Raw genomic sequence first — 16,178 nt, 5'->3', positions numbered from 1 at the left:
GCAGGCAGCGTGACGGGCCAAATGGTGGCAAGCTGCCCTGGTCCATCTTGGCAGCAGTGTAGAGCGTACGTGGGCTTTCTGCCGGGATGGCAAAAAAGTTAACCTGGGCAGTAAAAGGCGCACAGCCGTTACATGAGGCTCAAACCCGCTGCTCCAGCATGACCAACGCCCCGACAATCAGCGCCTGCATGCCCTCAAGCAATTCCACTTCCATCTCCGATTCTTCGCCAGCCCGGTCGGCCTCCAGCAGCGGCTCGCGCCCCGACACCGTGTACACCGTATCGGCCACGGCAAAGCCATGGAACGCCACCGTCGACAACAACCAGCGCGCCTGTTCCAGGCTCAGGCCGTAGGCCTGGGCGATGTGCGCCTGGTGGTCATTGATCTTGTCGATCATCGCTTCTGTCGCTGCCAGCCTGCGGATCACATAGGGCGTCAGACCCGGGTGGGCCTTGACGAATGCCTGTACCGACGTGGCAAAGCGCGTCAGGTAGGACTGCAACCCTTCTACACAAATTCCGTCTGCCCTAGGGATCTGCCAGCGCTGAAAGATCTCCTCGGCCACCAGGCACTTGAGTGCTTCGATGTTCGGCACATGCTTGTACAGCGCCATGTGGCTTACGCCCAACGCAGCGGCCACGCCAACGAACGTGAGGTTGGGCAAGCCGATGGCGATGCTCACGTCGGCAATCCGTTCACGGGTGATGGTGCGAGGGCGACCGCGTCCGGGGGTGCGTTGTGGTGGTTGCATCGGTTCCTCCAGGCTTTGTGAAGACAGTCTTGTAGCTGCCTTGTCGGGTTTTCGCAAATTAGTTTATAGTCATGCAACTAATTAATTTGCAGCTTTCCAGGCCCGCTTCATGTCCGATTCATCAACGCCCCTTGACGATGCCGCCCCTTCAACAAACAAAGCCCGCAGCCCGCTCAGCCGTGTGCTTTCCCCCATTCGCGGGCGGCTGGCGCTGGCGGCGGTGCTGGCTGCGGCGGGTTCGATGCTGGCTTTGGTACCTCTGGCAGGCATTGCGCACATCGCACACCTGGCGTTGAGCGAAACCGCCACATCGGGCGCCATTGGCCGGGCCATCGCAGCCAGCATCGCCAGCCTGTTCACTGGCATGACCCTGATCACCGCAGCCGAAATGCTGGCGCACCAGGCCGACAACCACATCACCCATCACCTGCGCGTGGCGATCGGCCAGCGCCTGATGCAAGTGCCGCTCGGCTGGTTCAGCGAGCGGGCATCAAGCGAAGTGAAACGGGCCATGCAGGACGACATCGGCACACTGCACAGCCTGACCGCGCACTTTTTCACCACACTGGGCCGCACCGTGGGCGCCGTGCTGATTTCCGTGGCCTACCTGTTCGCCATGGACTGGCGCCTTGCCGTGGTCGTGCTGCTGCCCTTCCCGGCGTTCTTCCTGTTTCTGCACCGTGCCATCAAGGCCAGCGCAGCGCATATGGGTGATGTGGTTGCGGGCATGGCGCGCATCGACAACGCGGTGGTCGAGTTCGTCAATGGCATGCCGCTGGTCAAAGCATTCGGCGGGCGCGGCAACGCGCAGGACCGCTACCGTGCAGCGGTCGATGCCTTTGCCAACACCTTCATCGGTTTCACCCGCCCACTGGTTGCGGCGATGGCACGGGCCAATGCCTTGATCGCGCCGGTGACCGTAGTGGGTGTGGTGCTGCTGGCAGGCATGGCGTTCGTGGCCCTGGGCTGGATAGAGCCGCTACAGATACTGCCCTTTGCCTTGGTCACACCTGGGTTGTGCGCGCCGCTACAGTTGTTGCACTACATTACCCACGACCTCAACAACGCGGTGGGGGCGGCCCAGCGGGTGCAGGCCCTGCTGGACACCCCGGTGCTGCCGGCCCCTGCGGTTGGCAGCCTGCCCAACGGCAGCGAACTGCGCGTGGAGCAACTGAGCCATGCCTACGCCCCCGGCAACAACGTGCTCGATGACGTCAGCTTCACCTTGGCCCCCGGCACCACGACCGCCATCGTCGGCCCCTCTGGCGCCGGCAAGTCGACCCTGGCGCGCCTGCTGCTACGGTTTTTCGACCCAGACGCCGGGTGCATCACCCTGGGTGGCGTCGACCTGCGGCAGATCGAGAGCCGCGAACTGTACCGACGCATAGGTTTCGTGCTGCAGGAGGTGCGGCTGATCCATGCAAGCGTGGCCGACAACATCGCCCTGGGCAAACCGGCTGCAACCCGCGAACAAGTCGAAGCGGCTGCGCGCCTGGCCAACATTCACACACGCATCCTGCAACTGCCGCGTGGCTATGACTCGGTGGTGGGCGAAGACGCGCAATTGTCCGGGGGCGAACAGCAGCGCCTGAGCATTGCTCGCGCCGTGCTGCTCGACCCGCCCGTGCTGGTACTGGACGAGGCCACCGCAGCCGCCGACGCCGAGAGCGAGGCGGCGATCCAGGATGCCCTGTCGCGTTTCGCCCGGGGTCGCACCCTACTGGTCATCGCCCACCGGCTGGACACGGTGATGCATGCCGACCAGATCCTGGTGCTGGACCAAGGCGCCCTGTGTGAACAAGGGCGCCACAGCGAATTGCTCAACCGCCAAGGCCTTTATGCACGGCTGTGGGCGCAGGGTGGTTATCAGGACACCGTGAAAAAGGCGCTGCCAGCATGCTGAAAACCTTCGTTCGACTGCTGGGCGAATGCGCCCCGGCCTGGCGCCGTTACCTGCTGATGACCGTGCTGTACGGGGTATTCAGTGGCCTGACCATCAGTACCCTGGCGCCGCTCATGCTGCACCTACTGAACAGCGAAATACACGCTGCCAGTGCCTGGTTGGTCGTGCTGGCCGCCGGCTTGACGCTGTGCTGGGCCTGGCGACGCCAGGTGGAAAAGGCCGGCATAAGCTTGGCGGTAGCGGTGCTGCAAGGCGGCCGCCAGCACATTGGCGCCCAGGTAGCACAGCTGCCACTGGGTTGGTTCACCCCTGACAACACCGCGCGGCTCGGGCATGTGATCACCCAGGGCACGATGGCTGTGGCCCAACTGCCGGCCCATGTGCTCACGCCCTTGATCAGTAGCAGCGTCACGCCGCTGGTGCTGTTGGTTGCGCTGTTCATCCTGCACCCGCCGCTGGGGCTTGTCGCCCTGCTAGCGCTGCCGGCGCTGGCTGCAGTGCTGCTGTTCAGCGCACGCCTGGGGCGCCGGGCCGATCACGCCTTTCACCAGCACTTCGCCGCCGCCAGCCAGCGTATGGTGGAGTTCGCCCAGGCACAGTCGGTGCTGCGGGCCTTCAATGGGGAGGGTGGGGGCACACGGTTGCTGGCGCAAAGCCTGGAGCGCCAGCGCAGCAGCGGCATGGGCCTGATCATTCGTGCTTCGCTGTCAGCACTGCTCAACAGTTGGGCCGTGCAGGCAACATTTGCCGCGCTGTTGGTGGCCGCCGGCCTGTGGTTCGGCGATCAGGCGGGTGGCCAAGCGCAGGACGCAGTTGCGGTGATCGTGGCACTGGTGCTGGTGTGCCGCTTCATCGACCCGCTGCAGGACGTGGCCAGCCATGTCGAGATCCTGCGCGGGGCCCATGGCCAGCTGCAGGAAATCGAACGGATCCTGGCAGCCAAGCCGTTGCCAGAACCCGCCTCGCCCCACCGGCCGGTGGGCGGCGCAATCAACCTGCAAGGGGTGAGCTTGCGCTACAATCCCACCGGGCCCGACGTGCTGCAAAACGTGAACCTGCACATCCCGGCAGGCAGCATGACCGCCGTCATCGGCGCCTCGGGCTCAGGCAAGACATCACTGATGCGCCTGATTGCACGGTTCTTCGATACCACCGAAGGCAGTGTGCGCATTGGCGGCGTCGACGTGCGGCAAATGGCCCGCGCCAGCCTGACCGACACAGTCAGCCAAGTACTGCAGGACACCTGGCTGTTCCAGGGCAGCATCGCCGACAACATCCGTATCGGCAAACCCGATGCCAGCGACGCCGAGGTACTGCAAGCGGCGCACATGGCCGGCTTGGGACACACCCTCGAACGGCTGCGCGGGGGCCTCGATACGTCCGTGGGCGAAGGTGGTGCGCAGCTTTCCGGTGGCGAACGCCAGCGTGTGACCATTGCCCGTGCGCTGATCAGGCAAGCACCAGTACTGCTGGTGGACGAAGCCACCGCCGCCCTTGATGCCGAGAACCAGGCCGTGATTGCCCAGACGCTGCACAGCCTGCATGGGCGTTGCACCTTGGTGGTCATCGCACACCAGCTCAGCACCGTGGCCATGGCCGACCATATCGTGGTGCTGGACGCCGGGCAGGTTGTCGAACAAGGCACACCGGCCACACTGCGCGCCAATGGCGGGCACTATGCACGCATGCTCGAACAGCGCCACGCCGCCAACGGCTGGCGCATCGGGGCACCGAGGGTGGAACACGACTGATGCGTGTTGCATGCCTCATCCTGTTCCTGGTGTTGTGCGCGGCCTCACTGGCTGTCGGCGTTCGTGAGCTGGCCTGGTCTCAGTTGCTTACCCTGCAAGGCGACGCCTGGCTGACCCTGACCGCAAGCCGCCTGCCACGGCTGGCCGCCTTGATACTGGTGGGTGTCGGGCTGGCGGTATGCGGTGTGATCCTGCAGCAGATCGTGCGCAACCGTTTCGTTGAACCCGGCACCACCGGCGGGCTCGATGCCGCGCGCCTGGGCATCCTGCTGTCGCTGGGCCTGGCGCCCGCGGCCGGGGCACTGCTGCGCATGCTGTTCGCACTGGCCGTGTGCTTTGCCGCCAGCCTGCTGTTTGTCGCCCTCATCCGCCGCATACGCGCCCGCAACGCGGTGCTGGTGCCGGTCATCGGTCTGATGTACGGCGGCGTGCTGAGTGCGCTGGCCGAGTTCTACGCCTACCGCTTCAACCTGCTGCAAAGCATGCAGGGCTGGTTACTGGGTGATTTTTCCAAGGTGGTGCAGGGCCGCTACGAAATTCTCTACCTGATTGTACCGATCGTGTTGCTCACCTACCTGTACGCACAGCGCTTCACCGTGCTGGGCATGGGCGAAGGCATGGCCACCAGCCTGGGCCTGAACTACACCGCCAACGTGACGGTGGGCCTGCTGCTGGTAGCAGTGACGGTGTCGGCCAGCGTGATCATCGTCGGCGCCATCCCCTTCGTCGGCCTGGTGGTGTCCAACCTGGTCGCCCTGCGCCATGGCGACAACCTGCGCCGCACCCTGCCACTGGTGGCGCTGGGCGGTGCGGCCTTGCTGCTGGTCTGCGACCTGCTCGGGCGGTTGCTGATCTACCCGTTCGAAGTGCCCATCGGCCTGACTGCAGGCGGCCTGGGCGGGCTGATCTTCCTCGGGCTGATCATCTGGAGGCAGCGATGAAAGGCCGACACTGCTTGTGGCTGGCCGTGGTCGCTCTGGCCACGCTGTTCGTGTTCGTCAACGCTGGGGCGGATTTCGCCTACCTCATCCCCAAGCGCCTTGTGCGCCTGGCGGCCATGGTGATCGGTGGCGTGTGCGTGGCCTGCTCCGCCATCGCCTTCCAGACCCTTTCCGGCAATCGCATCCTCACCCCGGCGATCATGGGCTACGAAGCCGTGTACCTGCTGCTGCAGGCGCTGCTGGTGCTGGGCATGGGCGTGCAGGGGCTGATCCTGCTCGGCAGTGACGGCAATTTCCTGCTCTCGATGCTACTGATGCTCGGCTACTCCTGGGCCCTGCACCGCTGGCTGTTTCGTGACGGCAAAAACAACGTGTACTTCCTGCTGCTGGTCGGCCTGGTGCTGACCATGGTCATGGCCACGTTCACCCAGTTCGTCCAGCTGAAAGTCAGCCCCGGCGAGTTCTCGATGCTGCTGGGCTACACCCAGGCTTCGTTCAACCGGGCATCGCCGCAGTTGCTGCTGTATTCGGCCGTGCTGGTGGCGGGCGTGTGTGTGCTGCTGGCCCGGGCCGTACCGGTGCTGGACGTGCTGGCACTCGGACGCGACCAGGCCATTTCACTGGGCGTGGACTACCGGCGCAACGTGCGCCTGCTGCTGGCGCTGATCGCAGCGTTGGTCGCGGTGTCGACCAGCCTGTTGGGGCCCACGGCATTCATGGGCGTGTTCGTCGCCAACATCACCTATGCGATGGCCGGTACCTTCCGCCACCGGGTCACCCTGGCCCTCGGCAGCGCCGTGGCCATTGCCGTGTTCATTGCCGCCCAGTTGCTGGTCGAGCATGTGTTCAACTACAGGACCACCGTCGGCATCCTCGTGAACCTGGTGTGTGGCACCTACTTCCTCGCCCTGATGGTGCGCAACCGGGGAGCCGCATGATTACTGTCCACGACCTGCACAAAACCTATGGCAGCAAAGAGGTGTTGAGCGGGGTAAGCGCCAGCTTCCCACGCGGGCAGCTGACCTCGCTGATCGGCCCCAATGGCGCCGGCAAGTCCACCTTGCTGATGATGCTGGCCCGGCTGCTGGCGCCTGCCAGCGGTGACATACGCCTGGACGGGCAAAGCATCGACAGCATCGCCATCGGCGACTATGCCCGGCGCGTGGCCACCCTGCGCCAGTCGGTCGACTTCAACCTGCGCCTGACCGTCGACGAACTGGTCGCGTTCGGCCGCTTCCCCTACAGCCGTGGTGCGCTCACCGCTGCAGACCGTCGGGCCATCGACCAGGCCATTGCCTTTCTGTCCCTGGAGCCGCTGCGCCAGGCCTACCTAGATGAACTCAGCGGCGGCCAGCGGCAAATGGCCTTTCTGGCCATGACCATCGCCCAACAGACCGACTATCTGCTGCTGGACGAGCCGTTGAACAACCTCGACATGCGCCACGCCGTGCAGATCATGCGCGCCCTGCGTCGGCTGTGCGACGAGTTCGGCCGCACGGTGATTTTGGTGGTGCACGACATCAACTTTGCAGCCGCCTACTCCGACTGCATCGTCGCCATGCAGGGTGGCCGTGTGCATTGCAGCGGCAGCGTCGAGCAGGTTGTGACCGAGCGACAGCTGCACGCGCTGTACGGGCTGGATTTCGACATCACCCACAGCGCGCGCGGCCGCCTGTGCAACTACTTCAACCCACCCGGAGAACAGCAATGAACCGCAACCACCCCGCCAACGGCTGGCCATTGGCGCTACTGCTAGCCGCCACCCTCGCCCTGCACGGCTGCAACGAGCCCACGGCAGCCACAGCGGCACCGGCGAACACCACGCGCCATGGCGACTACACGCCGTTAACCGTACAGCACAAGCTGGGCACCACAGTGATCAGTCAACTGCCACAGCGCACGGTGGCTCTGGACATGAACGAAGTGGACTTCCTCGACCAGTTGGGCGTACCCGTGGCGGGCATGCCCAAGGACTTCGTGCCGGACTTTCTTGCACGCTATAAGGATGCCGGGCAAACGGCAGATGTCGGCTCGATCGTGCAGCCCAACCTGGAGCGGGTGCATGCGGCGCGGCCTGACCTGATCCTGATCACCTCGCTGCAGGCCAACCACTATGACGAACTGAGCGAAATGGCGCCGACCCTGCACTTCGATGTGGACTATCGCGACAGCGAAACCGGGCATGTCGCCATGGTCAGGCAGCACCTGCTCAGCCTTGGGCAGGTGTTCGGCAAGCAAGGCTTGGCCCAGCGCAAGGCTGACGCCCTGGAGGCCAAGCTGGCCCAGGCGCGCAGCGTCACCCGCGACCGCCCGGAGCGGGCCCTGGTGGTGCTGCACAACAACGGCGCCTTCAGCGCCTTCGGCGTGCAGTCGCGCTACGGCTTCATCTTCAATGACCTGGGCGTCAAGCCGGCCACCACTACCCTGGATACCGGCCTGCATGGCCAGCCGATTTCCAGTGAGTTCATCCAGCAGGCCAACCCCGACATCCTCTATGTGGTGGATCGCACCGCCGTCATGGAGCACCGCCCAATGATGACAGCAGACACCTTGGACAACCCCCTGCTGCGCCAGACCAACGCCTGGAAGCACGGCCGCGTGGTGTTCGTCGACCCGCAGGCCTGGTACGTCACGGCCGCCAGCCCGACCTCACTGGCTTTGATCGCGGATGACGTGATCAGGGGCTATCAGGACTAGGCACTTCCTTTTTGCAAATGCCTGCCACTGCGTTAGCACGTGATTCTCATTTGCCTTACTTCTTCGCTTTTTAAATGCAAAAACACAACCCGCCATCTGTCCCTCTGGAGCCATCGCGTGTCCATCCGTACCTTGCACACACTCTCGTCCCCTGCCCTGGCATTGCCTGCGCTGCCGCGCACCCCGCTGGCACATGCCGTATTCATTGGCCTGGCCCTTGGTAGCTGCACACTGGCGCCAATCGCCGCACACGCCGACGCAGCCAACCCCCACGAGGCCGCTGAAGAAAAACCCGCCCCCCCGGAATTGCCCGCCACCCTGATCGACGCCCAAGCCAGCGCTGCCGATCCACTGCCACCGGTGTATGCCGGCGGCCAGGTGGCCACCGGCGGGCGGGTGGGCCTGCTGGGCAACAAAGACTTCATGGAAACGCCGTTCAGCACCGTCAGCTACACCGACACCTACATTCAGGATCTGCAGGCCCGGGACATCACCGACGTTATCGCCGCCACCGACCCGTCAGTGTTCAGCAACGGCCTGACCGGCACCTACAGCGAGAACTACTCGATCCGCGGCTTCCAGACCAGCGTCAGTGACATGACTATCGATGGCCTGTTCGGCATGGCCCCCTACTACCGCGCCTCACCCGAAATGTACGAACGCATCGAAGTACTCAAAGGCCCGTCGGCGCTGCTTAACGGCATGCCGCCCGGCGGTTCGGTGGGCGGTATTGTCAACCTGATTCCCAAGCGCGCTGGCGACACGCCGCTGACCCGGCTGACCGCCACCTACGCTTCCGATGCCCAGCTTGGCGGCCATGTCGACGTTGGCCGGCGCTTCGGTGAGGGCAACCAGTTTGGCGTGCGCTTCAACGGCATGTACCGCGACGGCGACACTGCCATCGACGATCAACGCCAGCGCAATGTGCTGTCTTCTCTGGCCCTGGACTGGCGTGGCGAACGTGGCAAGCTGTCGCTCGACCTGTTCGATACCGACGACCACATCAGCGGCCAGAACCGCGGCATGGGCCTGGCCGCTGGGGTACCAGTCCCCAAACCGCCAAAAAACGACACACTGCTCAACCCCGACTGGGCTTATGTGGAAACCAAGGACAAGGGCGTCATCCTGCGTGGTGAGTACGAGCTGAACGACCAGTTGCTGGCCTATGGCGCGGTCGGCACCAGCAAGACGGACTATCGCTACAGCGGCGCACTCACAGCAACGGTGAACAACAGCGCCGGTGATTTCACCACCGCGATGGGCCAGTTGCAGATGGAGATCCACAAGACTTCTGCCGAGGTGGGGCTGCGTGGCCATTTCGACACCTTCGGCATCAACCACCAATGGTCGGTCAACGCCACCCAGTACAGCGACACGCAAAAGGACTTCGGCCGCCGCGCCGCCGGCTCGAACTGGACGACCAATATCTACAACCCTGTCTGGGGCCCGAAGGTATCGGAGGCCTGGCCACTGATTGCCCACACGGAAAACGACCTGAAAAGTTATGGCATCGCCGACACCCTGTCGGTGCTGGATGGCCGGGTGCAACTGACCCTCGGCGTACGTCGCCAGGAAGTGGTCACCGACACTTACAACACCAATACCGGTGCCCGCAACAAACCAGGCTATGACACCCACGCCACCACCCCTGCCGGGGCCATCCTGTTCAAGCTGACCGATGAGCTGTCGCTGTACGCCAACTACATCGAAGGCCTGAGCAAAGGCGCGGCCGCACCGATCACCGCTGCCAACTATGGCGACGTGTTCGCGCCGTACAAATCAAAACAGAAGGAAATCGGCCTCAAGCTCGACCTGGGCACCTTCAGCCACACCTTGGCGCTGTATGAAATCAAGCGCCCGGGCAGCTATACCGACCCGGTCACCAACATCTTTTCGTTCGGTGGCGAGCAGCGTAATCGGGGCGTGGAATGGAGCTTCTTCGGTGCCCCTCTGCCCGACGTGCGCCTGATGGGGGGCGTGGCTTATGTCGACCCCAAGCTGACCAAGACCGCAGGCGGTGCCAACGATGGCAAGACCGCCACGGCCTACCCCAAGGTGCAGGGCAAGCTGGGCATGGAGTGGGACATCCCCGGCCTGGATGGGCTGACCCTGACCGGCAACGTGACCTCACAGTCCAAGCAATACATCAATGCCGAGAACAGCCTGTCGATTCCGGGTTACACGATCTTCGACGTTGGCGCCCGCTTTGTGACCCAGGTCGCCAACAAGCCGGTCACCTTGCGAGCGAACATCGCCAACCTGGGGGACAAGGACTACTGGGGTGTGCCACTGACCCAGACCCTGGGGTTGGGGGCGCCGCGGACCTATCAGCTTTCGGCTAGCGTGGACTTCTAACCGGGTCCCGCCGCGGCGCCAGATACGGCCTCTTCGCGGGCATGCCCGCGAAGCAGACGACGCGGTCAATGATCAATACATCAGCCGCGCAACTGGTACCAGGTGGTCTTGAGTTGCGAATACTTGTCGAACGAATGCAGTGACAGATCGCGGCCAAACCCCGACTGCTTGCCCCCACCGAACGGCACCGTCACATCCAGCGCATCGACTGTGTTCACCGATACGGTACCGGCTTTCAACGCCCGCGCTACCCGGTGCACCTGGTTGAAGTCGTCGCTCCACACCGAGGCTGCCAGGCCATAGATGCTGTCGTTGGCCAGGCGCACGGCTTCTTCTTCCGCGTCGAAGGCGCTGACCGCCAGTACCGGGCCGAACACCTCCTCGCGCGCCAGGCTCATGCGGCCCTCGACACCGGCAAAAATGGTCGGCTCGATGTAGTTGTCCGAACCTTCTATGGTCAGGCGTCGGCCGCCACACACCAATCGCGCGCCCTCTTGCCCGGCACGCACAATGGCGGCCTCGATGCGGCCGGTCTGCCCGGCATCGACAATGGCCCCGGCGCGGCTCGCCGGATCCAGCGGGTTACCGGGCAGCCACTGGCGAGCCTTGGCCTGCAGGCGCTCGATGAACTCATCGTGGATGGCACGCTGCACGTACAGCCGCGAGTTGGCCGAACACACCTCGCCCTGGTTGAAGAAAATGCCGAAGGCGGCCTTTTCCGCAGCCAGGTCCAGGTCCTGGCAGTTGTCGAACACCAGGTTTGGGCTCTTGCCGCCGCACTCCAGCCACACCTGCTTGAGGTTGGACTGCGCCGAGTACTGCATGAAGTACTTGCCCACCTGGGTGGAGCCGGTGAATACCAGGCAGTCCACATCCGGGTGCAGGCCCAGCGCCTGCCCGGCCTGCTCGCCCAGGCCCGGCACCACGTTCAGCACGCCTTCCGGCACACCGGCTTCCAGCGCCAGCTGGGCCAGGCGCAGGGCCGAAAACGGTGATTGCTCGGCGGGCTTGAGTACCACGCTGTTACCGGCAGCCAGCGCCGGGGCGAGCTTCCAGGCGGCCATGTCGAGCGGGAAGTTCCATGGCACCACGGCAGCGACCACGCCGAGGGCTTCGCGGGTGATGGTGGCCAGCGCATTGGCAGCAGTGGGCGCCACCTGGTCATACAGCTTGTCCAGCGCCTCGCCGTACCAGGCGAACACATGGGCAGAACCCGGCACGTCGATGTTGTAGGCATCCATCACCGGTTTGCCCATGTTCAGCGAGTCCAGCAATGCCAGTTCTTCACGATGGGCCATGATCAGCTCGGCCAGCCGCAGCAGCACTTTCTTGCGCTCGCCCGGCGCCATGCGCGGCCAGGGGCCTTGCTCGAAGGCTCGACGGGCGCTGGCGACAGCCAGGTCGACCTCGGCATGGCCGCAGGCGGCAACCTGTGCCAATACGTTGTTGGTGGCGGGGTTGATGGCTGCAAAGGTGGCGCCATCCTGTGCGTTGACGGGTTTGCCGTCGATCAGTGCATGGGCCGGAAGGTAGAGGTCCGAGGCGCGTTGTTGCCAGAATTCGAGAGTGTACATTTGTACTCCAAACGACCGTCGTGGCGGTCCTTCTTGCGCAAGTAACAGGTACCACACAGTCCGCAAGCACGCCGCACTCCCTCTGTGGGAGCGGGCATGCCCGCGAATCAGGCGACACGGTGGATGGCACCGGCTTCGCCGGTGTTCGCGGGCGTGCCCGCTCCCACAGGGAAGCGCGTTGCCCTTGTCAGCGGCTTACAGCTTGCCGACCAGCCGCGCCGTGCGGTCTACGGCTATCCGGGTCTTCTCCACCAGCTCATCCAGCTCGCTGTGGTTGGCGATCAAGGCCGGGGCCATGATCATCCGGCCCAGGGTCGAGCGAATGATCACCCCTTCCTCGAAACCAAAGGTGCGGCACTGCCAGGCCAGGTCGTTCTCGTTGGCAAAGCGCTTGCGCGTCGGCTTGTGCTCGGCGAACTGCAGCGCCGCCACCAGCCCGGCCCCTTGCACCTGGCCGATCAATGGGTGGTCGGCAAACACTTCCCGCAGGATGCGCTGCAGGTACGGCCCCGTGTCGTCCTTCACCTGGCGCACGATGCCTTCGTCACGCAGCGCCTTCAGGTTGGCGATGGCCACTGCCGCCGCCACCGGGTGGCCGGAATAGGTCAGGCCGTGGGCAAATACCCCGCCGCGCTCCACCAACGCCTCGGCAATGCGCTTGCTCAGCACCAGGCCGCCCATGGGCACATAGCCGCTGGTCAGGCCCTTGGCAATCGACAAGGTGTCGGGCTCGAAGCCGAAGTATTCATGGGCGAACCATTCGCCGGTGCGGCCAAAGCCACCGATCACCTCATCGGCGCACAGCAGCACGTCGTACTGGCGGCAGATACGCTGGATTTCCGGCCAGTAGCTTTCCGGCGGGAAGATCATGCCGCCGGCCCCCTGGAAGGGTTCGGCAATGAAGCCGGCAACGTTCTCGGCACCCAGTTCGAGGATTTTTTCCTCCAGCTGCAGGGCGCAGCGGCGGCCGAACTCGGCCGGAGTCAGTTCACCGCCCTCGGCGTACCAGTAGGGTTCGTCGATGTGTGCCACATCCGGAATCAACCCGCCCATGTCGTGCATGAACTTCATCCCACCCAGCGCCGTGGCCGCCAGGGTCGAGCCGTGGTAGCCGTTCCAGCGGCCGATCATGATTTTCTTGCCTGGCTGGCCAACCACCTGCCAGTAGCGGCGCACGGTGCGGATCAGTACCTCGTTGGCCTCGGAGCCGGAGTTGGTGTAGATCGCGTGGCTGTAGTGCCCCGGCAGCAGGCTGAACAGCAACTCGGACAGTTCGATCACCGCCGGGTGGGTGGTGTGGAAAAACATGTTGTAGTAGGCCAGCTGATCCATCTGCGTGGCCGCGGCGGCCGTCAGGTCACGACGGCCATAACCGAGCTGGGTGCACCACAGGCCGGACATGCCATCCAGGTAACGCTTGCCCTCGCTGTCCCACAGGTGCAGGCGTTCGCCACCGACGATCACCCGCGGCCCTTCGGCGTTCAGCGCCTTCTGGTCGAGGAAGGCATGAATGTGGTGGGCGGCATCGGCTGCCTGGTAGTCACGGGTCTGGCGTTGCGGGGCGAAAGGCGCGTTCATTGTTGGTTTTCCTTTGCGGTGGGGTTGCAGGGCAGCTGGCGTTCAGCGCAGCTTGCCCATGTAGCTTTCCAGCGGGTCCTTGCCCAGCACGCCCTGGGCATTGGCCAGTGCATCGATGAACAGGGAGAACAGTTCGGACTGGGTGCCGATGTCGAGCTTGGCGTAGACGTTCTTGCGGTGCGACTTGATGGTGTCCTCCGACACTCCCAACCGCTCGGCCAGCGACTTGGTCGAGTGGCCACGCAGGATCAGCTGGGCGATACGGCATTCACGCTCGGTCAGCAGCGAGCTGCCGAAATTGTTCAGCGCGGCATGGATACGTTGCTCGAGGATGTTCTCGAAGCGCCCTGCGCGGCTGTCCAGCCCGGCAAAATGCTTGCCGAGTACCGCCAGTACCCAAGGCGTGATGAGCCCGAACCGCGTGCGGCTTTGCCCATCCAGCTTGTCGGTGAAGGCCAGCGACACCGCCAGGCTTTGCCCGGGCGCCACCTGCAGGATGTAGTTGAGTTCATCCTCCAGGTGCGAGTGGCGGTAGAACGATTGGTAGTACTCGCTGACCTCGAAGTGGTCGGGTGCCACTTCGAACAGGCCGTAACAACCGGATTCGACCTGTTCCACACAAGCACCGTAGAACGGGTCGAGCAGGTAGAAGCCCGACAGGTAGCGGCTGACATTGCCCTCGGGCTGCCAGGGCGCCTTGTCATCCTGCTCGAACAGCGCACAGGGCATGCCATCGTGCGGGTACAGGTACACCGTGGTCGCCTGGATCGGCCGGATCACACCCAGTGCAGCAAACAGGCTGGCGGCAAAGCCCGGCCGGCCGATCGCCTCGGTGACCTTGGCCTGGTGCTCGAACCATTGTTCTGAAAGCAATTGATTGGTCACTGTAAGCCTGCCGTTTTCTCAGTGGCACCGCCGCCAGTGCGGTGCGTCGTTGAGCAGATACTCCCACGGCGCTGCAGGCACCGGAATCACCCTTTGGGGTGAGCCGGGCAAGGGCTGTGTCCGCTCACCCCAAAGGGTGATTCCGGGTGCCTGCAGGGTGTGGGAGCATCAACCCGCCCCAGCGCTGCGAGCTTTCCGCTCGACCTCCTTGCACAACACCTGACGGTCGCGAGCCTGCTCGCCTGCCGCGGTGTCCTGCATCCCTTTTCAGGAGTTAGCAATGCATACAACAACAAGTACAGCCCATAGCCCCGCCCCGCATGCACCCTCGCAACCCGGCACCAGCACCGGCCGCTTCCGCAAGTCCATGAGCATGACCGCCCTGGTGCTGTTTGGCCTGGCCTACATGGTGCCCCTGGCCGTATTCACCACCTACGGGCTGGTCACCCAGATGACCAAAGGGCACCTGCCCACCGCCTACCTGCTCACGCTCGCCGCCATGCTGCTGACCGCCTACAGTTACGGCCGCATGGTCCAGGCCCACCCCTACTCCGGCTCGGTCTACACCTACACGCGCAAGGCCTTCGGCAGCCATATCGGCTTCATCACCGGTTGGACACTGCTGCTCGACTACATCTTTCTGCCGCTGCTCAGCTATCTGCTGATCGGCATCTACATGTCGGAATACTTCCCGACCATCCATGCCTGGGTGTGGGTAGCGGGTTCCATTGCTCTGGTCACCTTCCTCAACCTGATCGGCATCGAGTCGATCACCCGGGTCAACTGGATCCTGGTGGTGGTGCAACTGGTGTTCATCATCGTCTTCGTCGCTTTGTCCATTCTCAAGCTCAGCGGACAGGCGGAGCCGGTGTCGCTGCTGGCCCCCTTGCACCACGATGGCTTCAGCGTGCCGTTGATCATGACCGGCGCCGCCGTGCTGTGTCTGTCGTTCCTCGGCTTCGATGCGGTGTCGACCATGGCTGAGGAAACCAGTAACCCGACCTACCGCATTCCCGTGGCGATTCTGGCGGTGTCGTTGATCGGCGGCCTGCTATTTCTGGTGGTGTCTTATTGCGCACAGATGGTGTTCCCCGATTGGGGCAGCTTCGCCGATCCGGATTCGGCGTCGGTTGACGTGATGCGCCGGGTGGGCGGCGAGCTGCTGGTAACCGCCTTCACCGCTACCTACGTGGCCGGCTGCTTCGCCTCGGCCATGGTGTCCCAGGCCAGCGTGTCGCGCGTACTGTTCGCCATGGGCCGCGACGGCGCATTGCCGCGGGCATTCGGCCAGCTGGTGACGAAAAAGCGCGTGCCAGCCACTGCCATCCTGGTGGTCAGCCTACTGTCGCTGATCGCCCTGGTGATCACCCTGGATACCGTGGCGAACATGATCAGCTTTGGCGCACTGTTCGCCTTCTCGGCGGTGAACCTTGCAGTGGTCAAGCACTACCTGGTTGACCAGAAACTGCGCAGTTGCCGCAACTGCCTGCTGTACGGCGCCATTCCCGGCCTGGGCTTTCTCAGCACGCTGTGGCTGTGGAGCAGCCTGACCAGCCTGTCGTTCACCATCGGCCTGTGCTGGATGGGCCTGGGCCTGTTGGTGCTACTGGGGCTGACCCGGGCGTTGCGCGTGAAGCTGCCAGAGTTGCAGATGGCCGAGTGAGCCCGACGCCTTGCGTGACCGCTCCTGCAGGGCATCGCGAGAACCCGGGTGATAACTGCTCGTTATCACCCGATCCGTAT

At 64.0% G+C, this 16,178-nt stretch carries 12 protein-coding genes; 8 read left to right on the top strand and 4 right to left on the bottom strand.

Features of this window, described 5'->3' with window-relative positions; genetic code table 11:
- Positions 1–139 precede the first annotated feature (139 nt).
- Positions 140–751 (bottom strand): TetR/AcrR family transcriptional regulator, encoded by a 612-nt coding sequence (locus ACF8FB_RS21770; RefSeq protein WP_392490186.1) that lies wholly within the window; start codon positions 749–751, stop codon positions 140–142.
- A gap of 109 nt (positions 752–860) precedes the next feature.
- Between ACF8FB_RS21770 and ACF8FB_RS21765 the strand changes: the two genes are divergently transcribed.
- The 7 genes from ACF8FB_RS21765 to ACF8FB_RS21735 all read left to right on the top strand — a co-directional run bounded on the left by ACF8FB_RS21765 (position 861) and on the right by ACF8FB_RS21735 (position 10,398).
- Entirely contained in the window at positions 861–2,654 is a 1,794-nt protein-coding gene (locus ACF8FB_RS21765; RefSeq protein ID WP_392511947.1) for an ABC transporter ATP-binding protein, read from the top strand.
- Positions 2,648–4,405 carry an ABC transporter ATP-binding protein gene (locus tag ACF8FB_RS21760; protein WP_049588131.1) on the top strand — a complete coding sequence of 586 codons (1,758 nt, stop codon included), beginning with the start codon at positions 2,648–2,650 and terminating at the stop codon, positions 4,403–4,405. Before ACF8FB_RS21765 ends, ACF8FB_RS21760 begins: the two co-directional genes overlap by 7 nt.
- Entirely contained in the window at positions 4,405–5,346 is a 942-nt protein-coding gene (locus tag ACF8FB_RS21755) for an ABC transporter permease (RefSeq protein WP_010953516.1), read from the top strand. Before ACF8FB_RS21760 ends, ACF8FB_RS21755 begins: the two co-directional genes overlap by 1 nt.
- On the top strand, positions 5,343–6,284 hold the full coding sequence (locus tag ACF8FB_RS21750) for an iron chelate uptake ABC transporter family permease subunit (protein ID WP_010953515.1): 942 nt from the start codon (positions 5,343–5,345) through the stop codon (positions 6,282–6,284). Before ACF8FB_RS21755 ends, ACF8FB_RS21750 begins: the two co-directional genes overlap by 4 nt.
- Complete coding sequence (locus ACF8FB_RS21745; RefSeq protein WP_064491494.1) at positions 6,281–7,057, top strand: ABC transporter ATP-binding protein; 777 nt, start codon at positions 6,281–6,283, stop codon at positions 7,055–7,057. The genes ACF8FB_RS21750 and ACF8FB_RS21745 overlap by 4 nt, the downstream gene beginning before the upstream one ends.
- Entirely contained in the window at positions 7,054–8,043 is a 990-nt protein-coding gene (locus ACF8FB_RS21740; protein WP_014591457.1) for a siderophore ABC transporter substrate-binding protein, read from the top strand. The genes ACF8FB_RS21745 and ACF8FB_RS21740 overlap by 4 nt, the downstream gene beginning before the upstream one ends.
- Before the next feature lie 117 nt (positions 8,044–8,160).
- Entirely contained in the window at positions 8,161–10,398 is a 2,238-nt protein-coding gene (locus ACF8FB_RS21735) for a TonB-dependent receptor (RefSeq protein WP_392511943.1), read from the top strand.
- Between the two features lie 80 nt (positions 10,399–10,478).
- Here the strand turns inward: ACF8FB_RS21735 and ACF8FB_RS21730 are convergent, their stop codons facing one another.
- The 3 genes from ACF8FB_RS21730 to ACF8FB_RS21720 all read right to left on the bottom strand — a co-directional run bounded on the left by ACF8FB_RS21730 (position 10,479) and on the right by ACF8FB_RS21720 (position 14,435).
- A complete protein-coding gene (locus ACF8FB_RS21730) occupies positions 10,479–11,972 on the bottom strand; it encodes an aldehyde dehydrogenase (RefSeq protein ID WP_350297682.1) in 1,494 nt (497 codons plus the stop codon).
- A gap of 195 nt (positions 11,973–12,167) precedes the next feature.
- A complete protein-coding gene (locus ACF8FB_RS21725; protein WP_003250846.1) occupies positions 12,168–13,550 on the bottom strand; it encodes an aspartate aminotransferase family protein in 1,383 nt (460 codons plus the stop codon).
- A 42-nt stretch (positions 13,551–13,592) separates the two neighbouring features.
- On the bottom strand, positions 13,593–14,435 hold the full coding sequence (locus ACF8FB_RS21720) for a helix-turn-helix transcriptional regulator (protein WP_010953510.1): 843 nt from the start codon (positions 14,433–14,435) through the stop codon (positions 13,593–13,595).
- Positions 14,436–14,715: 280 nt separating this feature from the next.
- Here ACF8FB_RS21720 and ACF8FB_RS21715 point away from each other — a divergent pair, with 280 nt between their 5' ends.
- On the top strand, positions 14,716–16,098 hold the full coding sequence (locus ACF8FB_RS21715; protein ID WP_392511941.1) for an APC family permease: 1,383 nt from the start codon (positions 14,716–14,718) through the stop codon (positions 16,096–16,098).
- Positions 16,099–16,178: the final 80 nt, after the last annotated feature.

The organism is Pseudomonas sp. yb_2 (assembly GCF_043103905.1).
Taxonomy (GTDB): Bacteria; Pseudomonadota; Gammaproteobacteria; order Pseudomonadales; family Pseudomonadaceae; genus Aquipseudomonas; species Aquipseudomonas alloputida.
Note: the sequence above shows the minus strand (reverse complement) of the source record. Positions and strands in the feature narration are given on the sequence as shown.